Raw genomic sequence first — 19,076 nt, 5'->3', positions numbered from 1 at the left:
GGATCACTCGCCCAGCCGAGCCATCAGGGTTTTGAAAGCGTCTTCGGTCCACTCGCCACTGGTCAGCGGGCAGGGCGGGCCGGCCAGGTTGAGGTGGGCGAGCAGCTCGCCCAGTTCGCTCACACCATTGCCGTAGGCGCGTTCGATGGAGTCGCCGAGCAGGTCCTCGAACGGCGTGTTGGGGCGTTTGCGCGCCTGGTGCGGCTGCAGGTAAACCTCGGTCGTGCTCATGGAATGCACCTCAATTGTTCTTTGGCTTGTCGGTGAGGAATTTGCCTTGTGGCGCTTCGACGTGCTGCTGGCGCCGGGTGTTGCCGTCGATACCGCCGGCAATGGCCCATTCGGCAAAGACCGTTGGGCCCGGTTCGAATTCGCGTGGTTGCCACTCGCCGGTCAGCTGGTCTTCGTCGGCGTAGTACTCGACCAAGGCGCCGGCCGGGTTCTTGAAGTACCAGAAGAAGGCCGACGACACCGGGTGGCGGCCGGGGCCGATTTCGGTGGCCCAGCCGCAGCGGGAGATGTGCATGCCACCACCGAATACCTCGTGCAGGTCGCGCACGGTGAACGCTACATGGTTGAGTCCGGCGCGCGGTGCGGGTAGTTGCAGCATGAACAGGTCGTGATGACCGCCTTCCTCGGCAGTACGCAGAAAGGCACCACGGTTGGGGTAGCGGTCCGAGGCCTGGAAGCCGAAGCGCTCGTGGTAGAAGGCTTCGCAGGCGTTGACGTCCTTGACGAAGAACACCACATGGCCGACCTCGATCGGCGTGGCGCGGTCGTAGATGGGCGATGGCTTGTTGATGCGGCCCTTGGTCTGCCAGGTGTTGTGGCCGCTGCACTCGATGTCCAGCGCACGCTTGCGAGTGACCTGCAAGCGGATGGCCAGGCCGTTGGGGTCGGTGCAGCCGATGCGGCCGTTGCCCTCGACGAAGCCTGGGTCGTTGGCGATACGCTGGCTGTACAGCGCAAGGTCGGCTTGGCTCTCAACACCCCAGACCACCTCACGCACGGTCGAGCCAGGCTCGATGGCCGGTGGCAAGCCCGGCTTGTCGTGGGCGGCGAGTACCACGCGGCAGCCGTTGAGGGTTTCGAAGATCACTTCATCGTCGTGCTCGCTGACCTGGGTCAGGCCCCAATCGGTGAAGAAGCGTGCGCAGGTGGCGAGGTCCTCCACGCCGTAGGTGACTTCGTCGATGCCCAGTACGCTCATTGTCCTGTCTCCAGTCCGGCCCAGGCCAGCGGTTGATCGTTCATGCCCCAGTAAAGGCTCTTCTGTTCCATGTATTGCAGGATGCCGAGGCGGCCTTTTTCGCGGCCCAGGCCGCTGTCGCGCCAGCCGCCGAAGGGGGTCGAAATGGAAAATTGCTTGTAGGTGTTGATCCACACGGTGCCGGCCTGCAGCTTGCGGCCCAGTGCCCAGGCGCGCTTGTAGTCACGGCTCCAGATACCGGCGGCGAGGGCGTACAGGCTGTCGTTGGCCTGAGTGATCAGCGCTTCTTCATTGTCGAAAGGCATGGCCACCAGCACCGGACCGAAGATTTCTTCCTGGCAGACCTGCTGGTGATTGCCCAGGCCCTCGAGGATGGTCGGTGGGTAGAAGTAGCCTTGGTCGAACACGCCACCTGCGGGGCGTTCGCCACCCAGTCGCAGGCGGCCACCTTCGGCCAGGCCCAGGGCGACGTAGCGCTCCACCGATTCGCGGTGGGCGGCGCTGATCAGCGGACCCATCTGCGTACGTTCGTCGGCCGGGTCGCCCACGCGCAATTGTGCGGCAGCGGCAGTCAGGCGTGCCATGAACGGCTCGTACAAGGAGCGGGCGACGAACAGCCGGGAACCGGCGATGCAGGCTTCGCCCGAGGAGCTGAAAATGCCATACAGCACCCCGGCCACCGCGTGGTCGAGGTCGGCGTCGTCGAGGACGATGGTCGGTGATTTGCCGCCCAGCTCCAGGGACACTGGCATCATCTTGTCGGCGGCGATATGGGCGATGTGCTTGCCGGTGCGGGTGCCACCGGTGAACGACACACGCTTGACCAGCGGGTGGCGGGTGAGGGCGTCGCCCAGCACCGAGCCCTTGCCCGGCAACACGCTGAGTAGCCCTTTAGGCAGCCCGGCCTCCTCGCAGATACGCGCCAGTTGCAGGGCCAGCAGCGGGGTGATTTCCGCCGGCTTGATCACCACGGCGTTGCCACCGGCCAGGGCCGGGGCCACCTTCTGCGCTTCGCTGGCGATCGGCGAGTTCCATGGCGTGATCGCCGCGACTACGCCCATCGGCTCGTAGACGCTCATGCTGACGAAGTCGCCGCGTGATGGGGTGATGGTTTCTTCCAGCGTTTCGCAGGCCGCAGCGAAGAACTGGAAGGTGCCAGCGGCGCTGGCGACCAGGGCGCGGGTCTCGCCGATTGGCTTGCCGTTGTCCTGGCGCTGCAACTGTGCCAGCTCCTCGGCGCGTTCGCGGATCAGCCCCGCGATGCGATACAGCACCGTTGCGCGCTCGTGGGGTTTGCGCTGTGCCCAGCCGCTGTGCAGGAAGGCCTGATGCGCGCCCTGCACGGCGGCCTCGACGTCGTCCAGGCTGGCGGCGTTGAGCCAGGCCACCGGCTCGCCCGTGGCTGGGTAGCAGGTGGCGTAGCGCTCGCCGCCGCCCAGACGCCAGGTGCCGGCGATGCAAATGGGTAAGGTCTGTTCCAGTGTCATTGACAGTCCCCTAGATGGATATGGCGTGGGCGTGGTTGCCTAAGGCGCGGACCACGCTGTACACGGTCAGCGCCGAGGTTTTCGGGTTGGCTTCCAGCGGCTTGCCGCGCAGGCTCATCTCGAAACCGCCGAAGGCGCCACGGGCTTCGAAGTGGTGGACGTTGTCCTCGCTCAGCGGGTCGGCGATCAGCGTCACCCGGGTGCGGTCCAGGCCGATGCCAGCCAACGACAGGGTCGCGGCGACATTGGCGTTCTTCGGGTACAGCTGTGCGGCTTCTCGGGCGCTGCCGTGGAAGATCACCGTTGGCTCGCGCAGCTCGTCCAGTGCGCAGACCTGTTCGGCAGGCGTGTTCTTCCACGCCCGGGCCGGCTTGCGGCCGATGTAGTCGACCGTGTCCAGGCCGCCGACCTTGGCGGCCGAGAGCGCATCGATGCCACCGATGGCGCCAGGCAGCAGCTCGATGCGGGTGTTACCTCGTGCCGCTGCCGCTTCCAGGCGCTCGACCAGGCCAGGTTCGGAGAGCGCCCCGACCGAGACCACCAGGCAGGCGATACCACGCTCCAGTGCCGGCAGCACATGCTCTTCGATGGCCTTGTGGCCGGCGCACTCGACGAGCAGGTCGGGACGGGCGTCGGCCGGTAGCGCCGTGAGCACTGTCGGCGGCTGACGGAAGCTGGCCAGGCGTTGACGCACCAGGTCTTCGGAACCGGCCGAGGCGATCACCGCGTCAACGTGCAACTGCGGGTCTTTCTCCAGCAGTTCGAGCACGCTGATGCCAATGGCACCGCAACCGATCATGGTGATGTTGAGCATGACGGGGTCCTCAGGCCGTGGCCTTCTGCGCCTTGGTTTCGCTGTTGGGCGGGCCGGCGAAGCGGGTGGCGAAGCCGCCGACGCTGAGCATGTCCACTTCCAGCAGGAATGGGCCGTTGGTCTGCAGGGCGCCACCGAGGACGCTGCTGAATTCCTTGAGGTCCTTGACCAGGCCGTGGCGCAGGCCAAGGGATTCGGCGAGCTTGCTGTAGTCGGGGGTATGCAGATCGACATAGGCGTGGCGGGCGCCGTAAATGGCGTCCTGGATGTTGCGGATCACGCCGTAGCGCTGGTCGTTCATCAGCAGGATGACCACGTTGGCCTTTTCTTGGACCAAGGTCGCCAGTTCGCCCAGGTTGAGGATGAAACCACCGTCACCGGCCAGGGCGAAGACCTTGCGCCCCGGCGCGGTTTCAGCGGCGGCTACCGCCGCACCAATGCCCATTGCCAGGCCCTGGCCAATGCCACCGCCCAGGGCGTGCACGCCTGACAGCGGGTGGTACAGGTTGAGTAGGCGGTTGCCCCAGATACTGTTGGACAGCGTGACGTCGCGTACCCAGGTGAAGTTGCGGCCGGTCTGGGCCTGCAGTTGTTCGACCATGGCCGAGTACGGGCCGAGGTCGGCCACCAATTGTTGGCGAGCCTGGGCACGCACCGCCTTGAGCTCGTCGATGAAGTTCGGGTCGATGTTCAACCGGCCCTGCAGACGATCGGCCAGGCCTTCCAGGGCCAGGGCGGCATCGCCGCAAACGAACAGGTCGCTGGGGTAGCTGCGGCCTTCGATGGCCGGGTTGACGTCGATGCGCAGCGTGGTGCGTGGCAGCTTCAGGGCGTACTTGAAGGTTTCGTTGCTGCGCAGGCGCGAGCCGGCCACCACCAGTGCATCGCAGGTCTGCATGAAGCCTTCGACCAGCTTGTTCTGCGAGAACGCACCCAGGCAACGCTCGTCGTCTTCGTTGACCACGCCACGGCCCTGGGTCGAGGTGATCACGCCGACGCCCATCGCCAGCAAACGCTTGACCTGCGCCCCGGCATGGCGGGCGCCGCCGCCGAGCCACAACAGCGGACGGCGGGCGCTGGCCAGTCGCTCGGCGACCAGGTCGAGGGCTTCGGCGGCAGGCGCGGCGACTGGAATCGGCAGCGGTGAAAGGTCGGTCGGCATGGGGATGAAAGCCGACTGGATGTCGATCGGGATTTCCACGCTCACCGGGCCGGTCGGGGCGGTGAGGGCGGTCTGCACGGCCAGCTTCAGGGTACTCAGTGCAGTCTCCACGCTGCGCACACGGAACGCGGCCTTGGACACGGCCTTGAGCATGGTCAGCTGGTCGCGGGCTTCGTGGATGTAGGCCAGTTCCTGGTCCAGGTAGGGGGTCTCGATCTGCCCGGTGATATGCAGCAATGGCGTGCCGGCGGTCAGTGCCTCGACCATGGCCCCAGCGGCGTTGCCAGCGGCGGTGCCGGTGGAGGTCAGGCAGACGCCCAGGCCGCCGCTGCTGCGGGCATAGGCATCGGCCATGTTGGTGGCGCCGGCTTCGCCACGGGCCATGACGAAGCGGATGTTGCCGCGTACGGCGAAGGCATCGAGGATCGGCATGTTGTGGATCGAAATCACCCCGAACGCAGCCTTGACGTCGCATTGTTCGAGGAACGCGGTGATGACGGCACCGACGGTGACGGTGTTTTCGTTACGCATGGCGGGACAGGCCTCCGGATACATCGATATGACTGCCAGTGGTGTAGGCCGACAGCGGCGAAGCCAGGAACAGGATGGCCTGCGCCGCTTCCTTCGGCAGGCCAAGGCGGCCCAGGGGTATGTGCTTGCGTTGCGCCAGCTGCGCGGTCCATTGCGACCAGTTCAGGTCGCGTTCTTCGCGGGCCTCGAAGCGGCGGCGCCATTGCCCGGACTCGACCAGGCCGATGAGAATGCCGTTGACCCGGATGCCGTGTTCGGCGAACTCGAAGGCCATCGAACGCACCAGGTTCTTCAGCCCGGCGCGGGCCGCGGAGGTGGCGACCATGTGCGGCTCGGGCTGGCTTGCCAGCAGCGAATTGACGCAGACGATCGAGGCATCCTGCTGGCCCTGCAGCTGCGCCATGAAGGCGCGCACCGGGTTGATGACGGAAAAGAACTTGAGCTGCAGTTCTTCGTTCCAGGCCTCGTCGGTGGTGTCGGCGAAGGTCGACACACGGCCTTGTCCGGCGTTGTTGACCAGTGCCTGGGCCGGGCCCAGCGCGTCCAGGCTGGCGGCGGCGAATGCCTGCACCGAGCCGGCATCCAGCACGTCGCACACCTGAGCCAGCAAGTGGGCCTCGGGGAAGCGTTCGCGCAGGCGTGCTTCGGCACTGCGCAGGCGCTCTTCGTTGCGGCCGCAGAAGGCTACGCGGGCGCCGGCTTCGAGCAGCAGTTCGACACAGGCGTAGCCGATGCCGGACGAGCCGCCGGTGACGATCACCGTGCTGTCGTGAAGTCGATAGGGGTTCATCTCAGTCCCTCATCAACGCGGTGACATGGCCGCTGCCGGGTCGGTAGTTGAGCAGGCGCGACAGTTCGTCGGCGCTGCCACGCACCTGGCCGAGCAGGTTGTCGAAGTTGACGTGGCCGATCTGCACCGTGGGGATGGTCAGGCCGAGGGCTGCGACTACCTGGCCGCTGGCATCGCGCACCGGCGCCGCCACCGTGGAGATGGTCGACTCGAAGAAGCCCTCGCCGCTGACATAGCCACGCAGGCGGTCGGCCTGCACCAGGTCGAACAGCTCCAGCACGGTTTTGGGCGTGCACGGCGAGTACTGCTCCAGATGCTCTTCGGGGTACAGCTCACGCAGTTCGGCCAGGCTCAGGTCGGCCAGCAGGATACGTCCGAGCACGGTGGCATGGGCTGGCAGGCGGGTACCCACGGTGACCGCGCTGGAGAACACCGAAGGCGGCGAGACCTTGGCCACGTAGACAATTGAGCGGCCATCGCGTACCACCAGATTGCTGGGGTAGTTGAGGTGATCGCACAGCCGCGCCAGCAACGGCTGGCCAAGCTCGGTCAGCTCCAGCGAGGCCAGGTACTCGAAGCCCAGGCGCAGCACCGACATGCCGAGGCGGTATTCGTTGCCGCTGCGGGTGACGAACCCCATGGTTTCCAGGGTGGTCAGCAGGCGGAAGATGGTCGAGCGTGGCAGCGACAGACGCCGGGCCAGTTCGGGGGCGGTCAGGGTGCGGTTCTGCCGGCTGAATTCGCACAGCAACAGCAGGCCGCGCTCCAGGCCCGGGACGATGTACTTGTCCTGGTTTTCCTTCAACGGATCCATTTCGTTCATAGCACGCTACCTGTCAGAGAGGCGTCGAGGGCGCGGGCCAGCAGGCCCGTCACCGTGTCAGGTTGTTCGATGGCGCAGGCATGGCCGGCGCCGGCAATCAGGTCGAAGGGCGCGGCCAGTGCAGCGGCGAGTGCCGCGCAGTCCTCGGGCAGGGTGATGCCGTCTGCGCTGCCGCAGTGCACCTGGCACGCAACCGCCAGGGGCGCGTAGCGCAGCAGGTCGTCGCCGCACAGCAATTCGATGGCTTGGCGGTAGCCATGGGGCTTGAGCCGCGCCATGTTCCAGTGCACCCAGGCCTGCGCCTCGGCGCTGGCGTTTGCCGACAGCAACCGTGCGCTGCGCTCGCGGGCCATGCGTTCGATGCCCAGTTGCCCAAGGTTGTGCAGGCGCTCGGCGCGCACCGCCCGGCCTTGATCCGGCACAGCGCCGTATCCGCGCGCCGGGCTGATCAGTACCAGGCGGTTGACGCGCTCAGGGCAGGCCTGGGCGAAGGCGCTGGCGGTCAGTGCCCCGAGGGAGTGGCCGACCAGCACGCAACGCTCGATACCCAAGGTATCCAGTGCCTGCAGCAGGCGTCCGGCATAGTCCCGTGCGCTGGGCGCAGCCATCGGCAAAGGCGAGGACTGGCCATAGCCCGGTGCGTCCCAGGCCAGTACCCGAGCCCGCTCGCTCAAACCCATGGCCACGTGCAGCCAGCTGGCCGCGCCCGAGCCGATGCCGTGCAGCAGCACCACGGCGTCACCGTCGCCGGCTTGGCGCACGGCCAACTGGCCGCCATCCAGGCGCAGCAGACGTTCGGCGAAGCGCTGATCGAGCAGGGAGGGGGTGGGCATGAGCGGTATCATCGGCTTACCCGCGCTTGATCGAGGCCAGCGGGTGCGCTGGCGGGTAGGTCGGGGTCACCGGCTTCTTGGCACCGAGCATCACGCACATCAACGCATCTTCGTCGCCGATGTTGATCTCTTCGCGGTACACCCCAGGCGGTACCGAAATCAGGTCACGGTCGGTCAGCACGGTTTCGAAGCGCTCGCCGTCTTTCTCGATGACCACCTTGAGCTTGCCGCGCAGCACGAAGAACACTTCTTCGACGTCGGTGTGCAAGTGGGGTGGGCCTTCGTGGCCGGCCGGGATGACCATGGTCGAGAAGGTGAAGTGCTCGGACGCGATGGTGTTCATGTCACTGCCCACGCCGGTGCCGCCGGTGCCCACGTAGCGCATCTGCGCGCGGCGGAACTTGGGGTCGTAGTCGGCCTGGAACTTCAGCGCGTCCCAGTCGTAGCGACGGGTCTCGTAGCGGGCGATGCGGGTCTGCATCCAGCTGGCGAGGTCGGCGCCGGCGGGACGGTCCCAGGATTTCGGGGCGTCGTTCTGCATGGAAAGGTCGGTCATGGAGGTCTCCTTGCTCAGGGCATGACGAACCCGCCGTTGACCGGCAGGGTTTGTCCAGTGATGAAGCGCGACAGGTCGGACAGGGCGAACAGCACCGCGCCACTGACGTCGTCGGGCAGTTGCGGGCGCTGGATGGCCCGTTGTTCGGTGTACAGGCGGTGGCGGGCCTCGGGCACGTAGGCAGTGGCCTCGACCAGCACCAAGCCTGGGGCGATGGCATTGACGGTGATGTTGGCGTTACCCAGTTCACGGGCCAGGCTGCGGGTCATGGCGATCACCGCGCCCTTGCTGGCGACATACGCCAGCAGGTTGGGCGCGCCCCACAGTGGTGTGTCGGAGGCAAGGTTGATGATCGCGCCTCGGCCGCTCTCGCGCAGGGCGGGCAGGGCGGCACGGGTCATCAGCCAGGTGCCGCGCACGTTGACCTGCATGACTTGGTCCCAGGTCTCGATGTCCAGCTCCTCGCAGCTCTTGCCGCCGGAGTTGGTGATCGAGGCGTTGTTGACCAGGCCGTCGAGGCCACCCAGGCGCTTGACCGTGCGTTCGATGCAGGCGTCGATCGACTCGGGGCTGGCCAGGTCCAGGCTCACGCCGCTGACGTCCAGGCCCATGCCGCTCAGTTCGCAGGCGGCCTGTTGCACGCGGCCGGCCAGCACATCGGCGATCACCACGCGGGCACCGGCCTGGGCGATGGCTTGGGCGAAGGCATAGCCCAGTCCACGGGCGCCACCGGTGACCAGCACACGACGGCCTTGGAGAAGGTTGGGGAAGGTGCTCATCATTGGCTGCTCAGCATGGCTTTGGGGAGGTAGTGAAGAACGCGCTTCTCGGCCCAGACCACAGCGCCGTAGGCGAGTACGCCGATCAGCGTGAGCATGACGATGGCCACGAACACCCCAGCGGTATTGCCCTGGCCTTCAGCGTCCACCAACAGGAAGCCCAGGCCCTGGTTGCCGCCGACCAGTTCACCGACGGTCACGCCGATCACCGCCAGGGTCGAGGCGATGCGCAGGCCCGAGAACAGCGCGGCCATGGCCGAGGGGAACTCCACCAGGCGGAAGATCTGCCAGCGGCTGGCATTCATGGTGCGCACCAGGTTGATCATGTCCGGGTCGACGGTACGAATGGCCGAGAGCACGTTGATCATCACCGGGAAGAACACGATCAGGATGGCGATCAGGATCTTCGGGTAGATGGTGTAGCCCAGCCACATCACGAACAGCGGCGCGAAAGCCACCTTCGGCGCGATCTGCAGGGCCAGGATGTAGGGCGACAGCATGGCCTCGGCCGATGGCGACAGGCCTAGGGACACACCGATCGCCACGCCAAGCAGGGCGCCGAGGGCGAAGCCGACGATGATCTCGAAGGCGGTGATCAGGGTGTGCTCGAACAGGTTGCCGGACTGCCACATCAGCAGGCTCTCCTGGGCCACGCGGCTCAGTTGCGGCATGACGAATTCGGGCATGCCGACCAACCCAGGGCCCCATTGCCACAGCACCAGGAACAGGACCAGCAGGCCAACGCTGCCGGCTACGGATGGATTGAGGTTTCTCATCGGGCGTTACCTTGTGATTGCTGGGCCGTCACTGGGCCGCGGTCGTGGTTTCGATGAACTGGTTGCTGTACAGGTCGTCGAGCTTGGGTTCGCGGGGGACGATGCCTTCGCTGACATAGAACTTGCGCACTGCCTCCAGGCGGGCCGGGTCCACGCGTCCGGGCACCGGCTGGCCGGCATAGACGTACTCCACGTACAGACGCAGGGTCTTCTCCAGCGAGGCTTCCTTGCCGGCGTAGGCCGGTACCGCACGGGCGAAGCTGGCGGCGGCGGCCTTGGGGTCGTCGATGATGTCCTTGAGGCCACGCAGGGTGGCCTGGACCACGCCACGGACGATCTGCGGGTGATGCGCGATGGCGTCGTCGGAGGCGAGAATCGCCTGGGCCATGCTCTCGAATACCTGTTCGCGAGGGATCAGCGCATATTTCAGGCCCGCGTCCTCGGCGTTGACCACCCAGTCCGGCACGCCGGCCATGGCCTGGGCCTTGTTGGCCGAAAACAGTTGCCACACGCCCGAAGGGCCGGCGGCCTGGATGTCGACATCGTCCTTGCTCAGCCCAGCCTTGCGCAGCGACGCGAGCAGGGCGTAATAGGTGGTGTCGGAGTAGGACATCACGGTCAGGGTCTTGCCCTTGAGCTGGCTGACCGAGCGGATGTTCTCACCCGCATTGGTGGCGATCATGGTCACGCCGCCGCCACCGAGCACCGCCACCGCGCGCACCGGAATGCCGTTGGGGCGCACGATGATCGGGGTATCGCCGATGGCTCCACCGACCAGTGCATTGCCGGCACCAATCTGCTTGGCGACGTCGACCCCGCCCTTGGCGGCGATGAAGGTCAGGTCCAGGTCCTGGGCCTGGTAGTAGCCTTTTTCCTTGGCGATGATCCATGGCGCGAACGCAGGCAGGCTGGGCGGCGCCGGCAGCAGGTAGGTGACCTTGGTCGGTTCGGCCTGGGCCTGTGCGGCCAGGTTCAGGGCGAGCGCGGCCAAAGCTGCGTGCGCCACGCGCTTGAAGGTAGTGGTGAACATGCTAACTCCCAAGAGGTGAGTGAGGCGTCGGTCAGTGCAGGTCGTGGTCTTCGCCGACCTTCAGCAGTTCCATCAGGCGGCCTGCCAGAGGGCCGATCTCCGGAAGCTTGCGCCGCTCCAGCGGGTTGTCGCGGTGCGGCAGGTCGATCTCGATTTCTTCGATGATGGTGCCGGGGCGGGCGCTCATCACCAGCAGGCGATCGGACAGGGCGATGGCCTCGACCAGGTCATGGGTGATGAACAGCGCGGTCTTCTTCTCTTCGAACAGCATTCGCGCCAGGTCCTGCTGGAGAATCATCTTGGTCTGGGCGTCGAGGGCCGAAAACGGCTCGTCCAGGAACAGCACCTGCGGGTCGATGGCCAGCGTGCGGGCCAGCGCGGCACGCTGGCGCATGCCCCCCGAGAGCTGGAACGGGTAGTGATCGGCGAAGCCTTGCAGGTGGCAGCGTTTGAGCAGGTTCTCGGCGATCACCTTGCGCTGTGAAGCCGCCATGCCCTGGATTTCCAGACCCAATTCGACGTTGCGGCGAATACTGCGCCAAGGCATCAGCAGGTCCTTCTGCAACATGAAGGCGACCTTGCTCACCGGCCCGTCGACCCGTTCGCCGCTGACCAGCACTTCACCTTCGGTTGGTCTGTACAGGCCCGAACCCATGTTGAGGATGGTGCTCTTGCCGCAGCCGGAAGGGCCGATGATCGAAACCACTTCACCGCGGCGAATCTGGAAGTTCACGCCGCGAATGGCGAACGGCGCTTCGGTCTGGCCTTTGGTGGGAAACGCCTTGCCGACATTGCGAAATTCGATTTCAGTCGGTGCCGGGTCGGGGCGTGGTGCATTCCACTGCGAGGCGATTGCGTACATCTCTTTCACAGCCATGGGATTAGTCTCTGGTCTGTTTTATAGGTGATACGCCGTTTAGTGCATGAACAATGCCAGGTGTGTCATTTCTCTTAAATAATAAGAAATCCCTTATTTATTATTAAGTTACAGATATGCAGTGTTTTCCAGCATGTTTTATATATGAAACAGAGTTTTCTATATGGCACGAAAATGCCCAGCAACCGCGCACGAAAGGTGTCGAATGCGAGGGAGTTGGGCATTTTGGGTAACGGGCGTGTGCGAGGTTTCGCGGGTGAAACAGCCCCTTTGTCGCAGGTGAGCGCCCGCTTGCGGCGATTGGGCCGCGCCGCAGCGCTCAGGATCGCCGCGCAGGCCTGAGCACCAGCCACAAAGCCACACCGATCAGCAGCCCGCCGTACAGGTGCCCCATGGACAACGACTCGTCCAGCAGCCAGGCGCCCCACAGTACACCGAACACTGGAATCAGGAAGGTCACGGTACTGGCCTTGACCGGTCCGATTTCGGCCAGCAGGCGGAAGTAAAGAATGTAGGCGAATGCCGTGCACACCAGCCCCAACCCCAACAGCGACCACCAGACCTGCCAGCCGCCCCAACTGGCTGGCGGCTGAGTCAGTGCGCTCCAGGCAAACAGCGGCGTCATCATCAGGGTGGCGCCGAGCATGCTGCCCAAGGCCGAGAGGCGGCTGTCCAACCCACTGATCCAGCGCCGAGCGAGAAAGCCGGCAAAGCCATAGCAGGTGGTGGCGGCGAGACACGCCAGGGCGCCCTGCAGCAAGGCCAGATCCAAGGCAACGGGGCCGGCGCCGCTGAGAATGCCTACGCCGAGCAGACCGAGGAAAATGCCGCACAGCTTGGGCAAGGTCATCGGCTCACGGAAGCACAGCGCGCCGATCAGCACGCCCATCAGCGGCGTGGTGGCGTTGAAAATGGCCGAATAGCCGGCGGGCAGCACCTGGGCAGCGACCGAATAGAAGGTGGCCGGGATCCCTGAATTGATCATCCCCAGCACGAGGCAGGCCCCCAGTTTGCCCTGGAAGTTCCAGCGTACTCGGGCCACGGCGAGGATGGCGATCAACCCCAGGCAGGCGATCGAAACCCGGAAGAACGCGGTGGGCACGGTCCCCAACTCCGGCGCGATGATGCGCATGAACAGAAAGCTCGCCCCCCAGACGGCGGCAAGGGTCAGCAGGCGGGCTAGGGCGATGGGGCTCACAACGATCTCCGGATACAAGGCAGGGCGCGAGTGTACGTCACGGGGCGGGGCGTTTCTTGTGCTTTCTTGCGGTGTAAATCCGCTATCGCAGGGGCCGCAGTGGATCGGCGCGATTCAGGGACCGCCGACTCGCCGGCCATGCGCCAAGGCGGGCATCGCAAATTGCAAGGGGCGACTAAGCTGTCTATCTCACCCCGCACCTAGGTGTCCGCGCATGACCCAGCACTGGCCGGCCCACGAGATCGCCCGCATGATCCTCGATGGCTTCGACGACTACCGCGAGCATTTTCGCCGCATCACCCTCGGGGCCCGCGAACGTTTCGAGCAGGCCCGCTGGCAGGATATCCAACTGGCCGCGGCCGCGCGGATCAACCTGTACGAGCAGAAAGTCGGCGAGGTCAACGGTTGGCTGCGCGACGGTTTCGATGAAGAGGTGCTGCTGGAGGTAGGCCAGTGGCCCTTGGTCAAGAGCGCCTACATCAGCCTGATCGACCCGCGCCTTGACGATGAGCTGTCGGAAACCTGGTACAACTCGCTGTTCTGCAGCCTGTTCAGTCATGACCAGATCAGTGATGGCTGCATGTTCATCCACACCACCCGACCCTCGTTGCGCAACCGCGAGCGCGCGGCACAAACCCACACCTACACGGCGCACGGCGGCCTCAAGGGCCTGCTGCGTTCGATCCTGGCCGATTACCCGTTCGATGTGCCCTACGCAGACCTGGAGGGTGACCTGGCACGACTGGAGGAGCAGCTGCGCGAAAGCCTGCCGGACTGGGTATGCAAGGACCCGGCCCTGGCGGTGGAGCTGTTCTGGCCGGTGTTGTACCGTAATAAAGGCGCCTACCTGGTGGGCCGCCTGCATACACTGGACGAACAATGGCCGCTGGTGATTCCCTTGCTGCACCGCGAAGGCCACGGCATCGAAGCGGATGCCGTGATCACCGACGAGGCCGAGGTGTCGATCATCTTTTCCTTCACCCGTTCGTACTTTATGGTCGATGTGCCGGTGCCAGCGGAGTTCGTCAACTTTCTCAAGCGCATTCTTCCCGGCAAGCACATCGCCGAGCTGTACACCTCCATTGGGTTCTACAAGCACGGCAAGTCGGAGTTCTACCGGGCGCTGATCAACCACCTGGCCGGCAGCGAAGACCGCTTCATCATGGCCCCGGGCGTTCGCGGCATGGTCATGAGCGTGTTCACCCTGCCGGGGTTCAATACGGTGTTCAAGATCATCAAGGACCGCTTCTCGCCGTCCAAGACCGTCGACCGCGCCACGGTCATCGACAAGTACCGTCTGGTGAAGAGTGTCGACCGTGTGGGGCGCATGGCCGACACCCAGGAGTTCGCCGATTTTCGCTTTCCCAAGGCCAAGTTCGAACCCGATTGCCTGGCGGAGCTGCTGGAGGTGGCTCCGTCCACGGTCGCCCTGGAGGGCGACACCGTGCTGATTCGTCACTGCTGGACCGAACGCCGCATGACGCCGCTCAACCTGTACCTGGAGCATGCCAGCGACGCCCAGGTGCTCGAGGCGCTGGAGGACTACGGCCTGGCCATCAAGCAGCTGGCGGCGGCGAACATTTTCCCCGGCGACATGCTGCTGAAGAACTTCGGGGTAACTCGCCATGGCCGCGTGGTGTTCTATGACTATGACGAAATCAGCTTTCTCACCGAGGTGAACTTCCGCCACATTCCGCCGCCGCGTTACCCGGAAGACGAGATGTCGGGCGAGCCGTGGTACTCGATCGGGCCGCACGATGTGTTTCCCGAGGAGTTTCCGCCGTTCCTGTTTGCCGATATCGGTCAGCGACGGCTGTTCAGCCGCTTGCATGGGGAATTGTACGACGCCGATTACTGGAAGGGATTGCAGGCGAAGATCCGCGATGGGAAGGTGATCGATGTGTTTCCGTATCGGCGCAAGGTACGGTGAATGATGTGCGCTGTCAGGGGCTGCGCAGGCACTTGAGCTCGCTGAAGTCGGTCCGCACTTCAGCCAGGCGTTGCTGCAGGAACGTGCGCTGGGCAGGCGTGCTCAGGTGCATCAGGTCGACCAGCAGGCTGCGCGCCTGCCGTTCGGTGTTTTGATAGGCGATGCGGTAATTTTCCGTCCACAGGCTCTCCTTGCGTTGCAGCAACTGCGCCAGGCGGGGTTCGAAGCTGGCGTCGTTGCGCTGGTTCATCGCCAGCATCAGTTGCTGCTGCCAGTGGGCGCGGTTGGTGATCCATTCGCGGTTCTGGTCGCCCAACGACTGGGACCAGGCCTGGATACGCTGGCGTTGCGCGGTGTTGAGGTCGCCGAACCAGGGCCTCAGACGCTTTTCCATGCGCTCGGTGCGCCGCGTGATCTGTTGTTCCAGCGGCGTATCCACGTACTTTTTCTGGCGTTCGCTGATGTCCTCGCGCAACGCCTCGCGCATCTCTTCCACCTGGGCATCGCTCATCCCCCGCAACAGTTCGGCCGCCGAAGGGGTAATGGCCTCGGTGACGCGGCCGATGGCCTGGCGGGCTTCCTGGGTGCGTTGCTGCAGCGCTTGGTCGGTCACCTGGTCTTCGGCGACCATCGTGCGCACCCGGTCGAGCCAGTCAAGGTAGCCGGGCAGCTGGGTCTTGCAGTGCCAGGCCAGGTGCTGCTTGAGGCGCTCATCGAGCAAGGCCTTCTGGTCGCTGTTCATGTCCAGGTAGTCGGCCAGTGACCAGGGTACCAGTCGGTCCAGGTTGCGGTAGGCCAGGTCGATACGGTTGCACGCCACCAGCGCCAGGAGCGAGCCGATGGCAATGAGCAAGACTTTGAGCAGGCGAACGTGCATGGGCGAGTCCTTGCAGGGGTTGGCCAGTCGATGAATATGAACAGGCCACGGCGACTGCGACGAATGAATCAGCGGTCGGGCAGCACGGTGGCTTCAGGTGTAGAATAGCCGCCTTGTCTTGAGGAACATCGGAAATGGCTCTGCTTGGGCGTTACAACAGTTTGCAAATCGTGAAACACGTGGACTTCGGCCTGTACCTGGACGGCGGTGCCGACGGCGAAATCCTGCTGCCCAGGCGTTACATTCCCAAGGACACGCCGACCGAGGTCGATGACTGGCTCAATGTGTTCATCTACCTGGACAGTGAAGACCAGCTGATCGCCACCACCGAGCAGCCCAAGGTTCAGGTGGGTGGCTTCGCCAGCCTCAAGGTCAAGGACATCAACAATGCTGGCATCTTCTTCGACTGGGGCCTGTCCAAGGACCTGCTCATGCCTTATTCGGAAGAGTCGCGGCCATTGAAAATAGGCGACTACTGCGTGGTGCATGCTTACCTGGACAAACGCACCCGCCGTATCACCGCTACCGCCCGGCTGGATCGCTACCTGGACCGCACTCCGGCGGACTATTCGGTCGGTCAGCCGGTCGAGCTGCTGGTGGCCGGGCAGACGCCCATGGGCTACAAGGCCATCATCAATAACCGCCACTGGGGCCTGATTCACAAGAACGAGGTATTCAAGTTCCTGCGTTCGGGCATGCATGTGGAAGGCTTCATCAAGGAGGTGCGCCACGACGGCAAGATCGCCTTGAGCCTGCAACCGGTCGGCAAGGCGCTGGGCGATGACTTGCAAGAGCAGATCATGGCGCGTCTGGAGGCAGAGGGCGGGGTACTGGCCGTGTGCGACAAGAGCGCACCGGAGGTGATCAGCCAGCTGTTCAACGTCAGCAAGGGCAACTTCAAAAAGGCCATCGGCGCGTTGTTCAAGCAAGGCCGGATCGTCATCCATGACGATCGCATCGAACGGGCCTGATCAGGCCTGGACGAATGCCTTGAAATCCAGCTGCTCGCCGCCCGGGCGGGTGTCGCGCAGTAGCGAATCGCGGTCGGCGCTCAGGGCCAGGCTGATGGTCGAGCGGCGCTTACCGGGGTTGCGCACTTCCATCTGCTCCTGATGGGCACGCAGGAAGTTGGTCGGCACCTTCAGGTGCTGCAAGTCGTCGTTTTCCGGGGTGTGCAGCAGCAGGTTGACCCAGTCGGGCTGGCCCTTGCGCAGCAAGGCTACCGGTACTTCGAACCACCACAGGTTACGTTTGCGATCGAGGATGGCGAACAGGGTATTGGTGCTGTTGAGCACCGGCTTGTCCAGCGCCTGGTTACGTCGGGCGATGGCGGCGGGTTTGTCGAGTTTCATGCAGGTTCCTGCGGGTTGACGCGTGATAAGGCCTGCATTGTGAGGGGTGGCCGGTAGCGGGGCAAGGTTTGATGGCCCTATCGCTTTCAGCAGTCGGCCTGCTGGCGACAGGGCCAATGGGTTCAGCGACTCAGTGGCCGGCTCAACTCCGACGTCGCACCCTCGGCGGTGGTTACCGTCGCGGTGAAGCTGCGGAGCTCCGCGGCGTTCTCCAGCGTCTGGGCAAATGTCGCCTTGCCGTCCTTGTCACTGCTCACCAGTACCTGGCCAAGATACTGCTGCGCCTCGGTTCCGTTGGCCTCGGCATTCCCGAACACCTCGACCCGCAACAGGCTGGATGCCGGCCCGCTAACTTCGCCTTGCAACTGTTCGCCTTGCAGGGCAGTCAGGCGGGGGGCTGGCTGGTTGTGGTTGGGCAACGGCTGGCATGGCTTGGGTTGGCCATTGCCATCGCAAATGATGGCCTGGTCTTTCTTCGCCAGGTCTGCACCTATCCCTCGTGAACCTACGTACAGCGCATGGGCCTGGGCCGGTACGCCAAAGACGATTGCACCGGTGCGCTGGTCAGGCACGCACGAGCCGCCGGCCTCGCAGCGGCGAATGTCCTGGCTGTTGCCCCAGATCCGATTGGCGGTCAGGCGGGTGGCGGTGACGTTCGGCTCCGGACGCAGCGCCACACCAATGCGGTTGCCGTGAATCAGGTTGCCATCGAGGATGTTGCCGTCGCCCGTGACGCTGACACCGTTGGAGTTGCCTGTGAAGGTGTTGGCACCGAGGTAGTTGCGGTTGCCCCAGTTGATCTGCAGCCCGTCGGAGTAGTTCTCGAAGCGGTTGCGTACCACGCTGTTGTCGTTGCCCAGCAGAATCTCGATGCCCTGGGACGGCTCCGGGTTGGCGGGTGTGGAGCGGAACAGGTTGTCGGCCACCAGGTTGAAGGCCGCGCCCCGGGTGAGCTCCAGACCGTCGCCGTTGTCGACCAACTGGTTGCGCAGCACCTTGTTGTTGACCGTAGTGGTCGCTGTCGGATTGCCGGCACCGTCGTCGCCGGTGAGCATGATCCCGGCCCCGCCTTTGTTGGCCACGATGCGGTTGTCTTCGATGACGTTGCCACTGGCGCGATTGACCAGGATGCCGATGCAGAAGTTACGCACTTCAAGACCGCTCAGGTGCACGCCTTGGGTGTCTCGCAGCACCAGGCCGGGGTGGGTGGTGGTACGCACATTGGTGCCGTATTGGCCGGGTAGGGCGCCGGGGCAGGTATGAACGCCCTGGTCCTTGATATAGCCGGAGCCGTCGATGGCGATGTATTGGCCGTCTTGGGCCCACGACAGTCCAGTGATGCGCACCGGGCCCTTGATTTCCGGCAGCGGGCGAGTCGGACGGATGACATAGGGTGGTTTACCCACCGGGGCAATGTCGATCCGGTAGCGGCCAGGGTTCTGGTTGCTGGTCTCGATCGCCCAGCGCAGGCTGCCGGGCTGGCCATCGTCGTTGTAGCGGTCGACGCGAAGGGTTTCGCTGCTGGCCGGTGCGGCGGCAAGAGCGGGCAGGGGGAGCAGCGGCAGCAAGGCGGCCAGGAGGGGCATCAAACGCATGGGGCGGACCTTCCGAAAACGATTGTTCTTATCGAAGGCAGCCTGCTTGGGGTTGCCATTCGCCGGTGATTCTAAGGGGACAGGGGCGGCGCTGCGCAGAGCCTGGTGGCCAATTCGGTGCGGTATTCGCCCCGAATCACCGCCCGGCACGCCGTGTGTGAATCCGGTGAAACTCTTGCAGAAGACGACCGGTCAACCCACTGTCGACACGATTCACGTGTCTCCACTTGCAGGAGATTTGCCATGAGCGGCACTAAAGACAAAGTCAAAGGTATGGCCAACGAAGCCATGGGCAACGTCAAGCAAGGCGTCGGCAAGGCGACCGACAACGAGAAGCTGCGCGCTGAAGGCAAGGCCCAGGAGCTCAAGGGCGAGGCGCAGCAGGTGAAGGGGGACGTCAAGGACGCGATCAAGAAGCCCTGAATGAGCCCTGAATGATCGTGCCTTGGCTGGCCT

General features: G+C 64.6%; 20 protein-coding genes. 3 read left to right on the top strand and 17 right to left on the bottom strand.

Features of this window, described 5'->3' with window-relative positions:
* Positions 1-3 precede the first annotated feature (3 nt).
* The 14 genes from IF103_RS17625 to IF103_RS17560 all read right to left on the bottom strand — a co-directional run bounded on the left by IF103_RS17625 (position 4) and on the right by IF103_RS17560 (position 12,866).
* Complete coding sequence (locus IF103_RS17625) at positions 4-231, bottom strand: recombinase-like helix-turn-helix domain-containing protein (RefSeq protein ID WP_023381740.1); 228 nt, start codon at positions 229-231, stop codon at positions 4-6.
* Positions 232-241: 10 nt separating this feature from the next.
* Positions 242-1,210, bottom strand: a complete 969-nt coding sequence (locus IF103_RS17620) for a VOC family protein (protein ID WP_023381739.1) — start codon at positions 1,208-1,210, stop codon at positions 242-244.
* Entirely contained in the window at positions 1,207-2,697 is a 1,491-nt protein-coding gene (locus IF103_RS17615) for an aldehyde dehydrogenase (protein WP_027907430.1), read from the bottom strand. Before IF103_RS17615 ends, IF103_RS17620 begins: the two co-directional genes overlap by 4 nt.
* A 10-nt stretch (positions 2,698-2,707) precedes the next feature.
* The gene (locus IF103_RS17610) at positions 2,708-3,511 is read right to left on the bottom strand and encodes an aspartate dehydrogenase (RefSeq protein WP_023381737.1); all 804 of its coding nucleotides are present in this window, start codon (positions 3,509-3,511) and stop codon (positions 2,708-2,710) included.
* A 10-nt stretch (positions 3,512-3,521) separates the two neighbouring features.
* Complete coding sequence (locus IF103_RS17605; RefSeq protein ID WP_202675511.1) at positions 3,522-5,204, bottom strand: thiamine pyrophosphate-binding protein; 1,683 nt, start codon at positions 5,202-5,204, stop codon at positions 3,522-3,524.
* A complete protein-coding gene (locus IF103_RS17600) occupies positions 5,197-5,994 on the bottom strand; it encodes an SDR family oxidoreductase (protein WP_023381735.1) in 798 nt (265 codons plus the stop codon). Before IF103_RS17600 ends, IF103_RS17605 begins: the two co-directional genes overlap by 8 nt.
* 1 nt (position 5,995) lies before the next feature.
* The gene (locus IF103_RS17595) at positions 5,996-6,808 is read right to left on the bottom strand and encodes an IclR family transcriptional regulator (protein WP_027907431.1); all 813 of its coding nucleotides are present in this window, start codon (positions 6,806-6,808) and stop codon (positions 5,996-5,998) included.
* A 5-nt stretch (positions 6,809-6,813) separates the two neighbouring features.
* Positions 6,814-7,650, bottom strand: coding sequence for an alpha/beta fold hydrolase (locus IF103_RS17590; protein WP_023381733.1), 837 nt, complete (start codon positions 7,648-7,650; stop codon positions 6,814-6,816).
* A 16-nt stretch (positions 7,651-7,666) separates the two neighbouring features.
* The gene (locus IF103_RS17585) at positions 7,667-8,206 is read right to left on the bottom strand and encodes a cupin domain-containing protein (protein ID WP_023381732.1); all 540 of its coding nucleotides are present in this window, start codon (positions 8,204-8,206) and stop codon (positions 7,667-7,669) included.
* Between the two features lie 14 nt (positions 8,207-8,220).
* The gene (locus tag IF103_RS17580) at positions 8,221-8,985 is read right to left on the bottom strand and encodes an SDR family oxidoreductase (RefSeq protein WP_023381731.1); all 765 of its coding nucleotides are present in this window, start codon (positions 8,983-8,985) and stop codon (positions 8,221-8,223) included.
* The gene (locus tag IF103_RS17575; RefSeq protein WP_023381730.1) at positions 8,985-9,761 is read right to left on the bottom strand and encodes an ABC transporter permease; all 777 of its coding nucleotides are present in this window, start codon (positions 9,759-9,761) and stop codon (positions 8,985-8,987) included. The genes IF103_RS17580 and IF103_RS17575 overlap by 1 nt, the downstream gene beginning before the upstream one ends.
* Positions 9,762-9,789: 28 nt before the next feature.
* A complete protein-coding gene (locus IF103_RS17570) occupies positions 9,790-10,791 on the bottom strand; it encodes an ABC transporter substrate-binding protein (RefSeq protein WP_023381729.1) in 1,002 nt (333 codons plus the stop codon).
* A gap of 31 nt (positions 10,792-10,822) precedes the next feature.
* Positions 10,823-11,653, bottom strand: coding sequence for an ABC transporter ATP-binding protein (locus IF103_RS17565; protein ID WP_049818781.1), 831 nt, complete (start codon positions 11,651-11,653; stop codon positions 10,823-10,825).
* A gap of 334 nt (positions 11,654-11,987) precedes the next feature.
* Positions 11,988-12,866 carry a DMT family transporter gene (locus IF103_RS17560; protein ID WP_023381727.1) on the bottom strand — a complete coding sequence of 293 codons (879 nt, stop codon included), beginning with the start codon at positions 12,864-12,866 and terminating at the stop codon, positions 11,988-11,990.
* 214 nt (positions 12,867-13,080) lie between these two features.
* On the opposite strand from IF103_RS17560, the gene aceK reads away from it, so the two are divergent.
* The gene (aceK, locus tag IF103_RS17555) at positions 13,081-14,796 is read left to right on the top strand and encodes a bifunctional isocitrate dehydrogenase kinase/phosphatase (RefSeq protein WP_023381726.1); all 1,716 of its coding nucleotides are present in this window, start codon (positions 13,081-13,083) and stop codon (positions 14,794-14,796) included.
* Between the two features lie 13 nt (positions 14,797-14,809).
* Here the strand turns inward: aceK and IF103_RS17550 are convergent, their stop codons facing one another.
* Entirely contained in the window at positions 14,810-15,673 is an 864-nt protein-coding gene (locus IF103_RS17550) for a DUF6279 family lipoprotein (RefSeq protein ID WP_027907434.1), read from the bottom strand.
* Positions 15,674-15,807: 134 nt separating this feature from the next.
* Here IF103_RS17550 and IF103_RS17545 point away from each other — a divergent pair, with 134 nt between their 5' ends.
* Positions 15,808-16,644 carry a CvfB family protein gene (locus IF103_RS17545; protein WP_023381724.1) on the top strand — a complete coding sequence of 279 codons (837 nt, stop codon included), beginning with the start codon at positions 15,808-15,810 and terminating at the stop codon, positions 16,642-16,644.
* Here the strand turns inward: IF103_RS17545 and IF103_RS17540 are convergent, their stop codons facing one another.
* Complete coding sequence (locus IF103_RS17540) at positions 16,645-17,025, bottom strand: hypothetical protein (RefSeq protein ID WP_023381723.1); 381 nt, start codon at positions 17,023-17,025, stop codon at positions 16,645-16,647.
* Positions 17,026-17,147: 122 nt separating this feature from the next.
* Positions 17,148-18,620: a right-handed parallel beta-helix repeat-containing protein gene (locus tag IF103_RS17535; RefSeq protein WP_023381722.1), complete on the bottom strand. Its 1,473-nt coding sequence runs from the start codon at positions 18,618-18,620 to the stop codon at positions 17,148-17,150.
* 243 nt (positions 18,621-18,863) lie between these two features.
* On the opposite strand from IF103_RS17535, the gene IF103_RS17530 reads away from it, so the two are divergent.
* Positions 18,864-19,043: a CsbD family protein gene (locus IF103_RS17530; RefSeq protein WP_023381721.1), complete on the top strand. Its 180-nt coding sequence runs from the start codon at positions 18,864-18,866 to the stop codon at positions 19,041-19,043.
* Positions 19,044-19,076: the final 33 nt, after the last annotated feature.

This window comes from Pseudomonas sp. SK2 (assembly GCF_016772395.1).
Lineage (GTDB): Bacteria > Pseudomonadota > Gammaproteobacteria > Pseudomonadales > Pseudomonadaceae > Aquipseudomonas > Aquipseudomonas taiwanensis.
The sequence above is the reverse complement of the archived record's forward strand: the minus strand, read 5'-3'. Positions and strand labels throughout refer to the sequence as shown.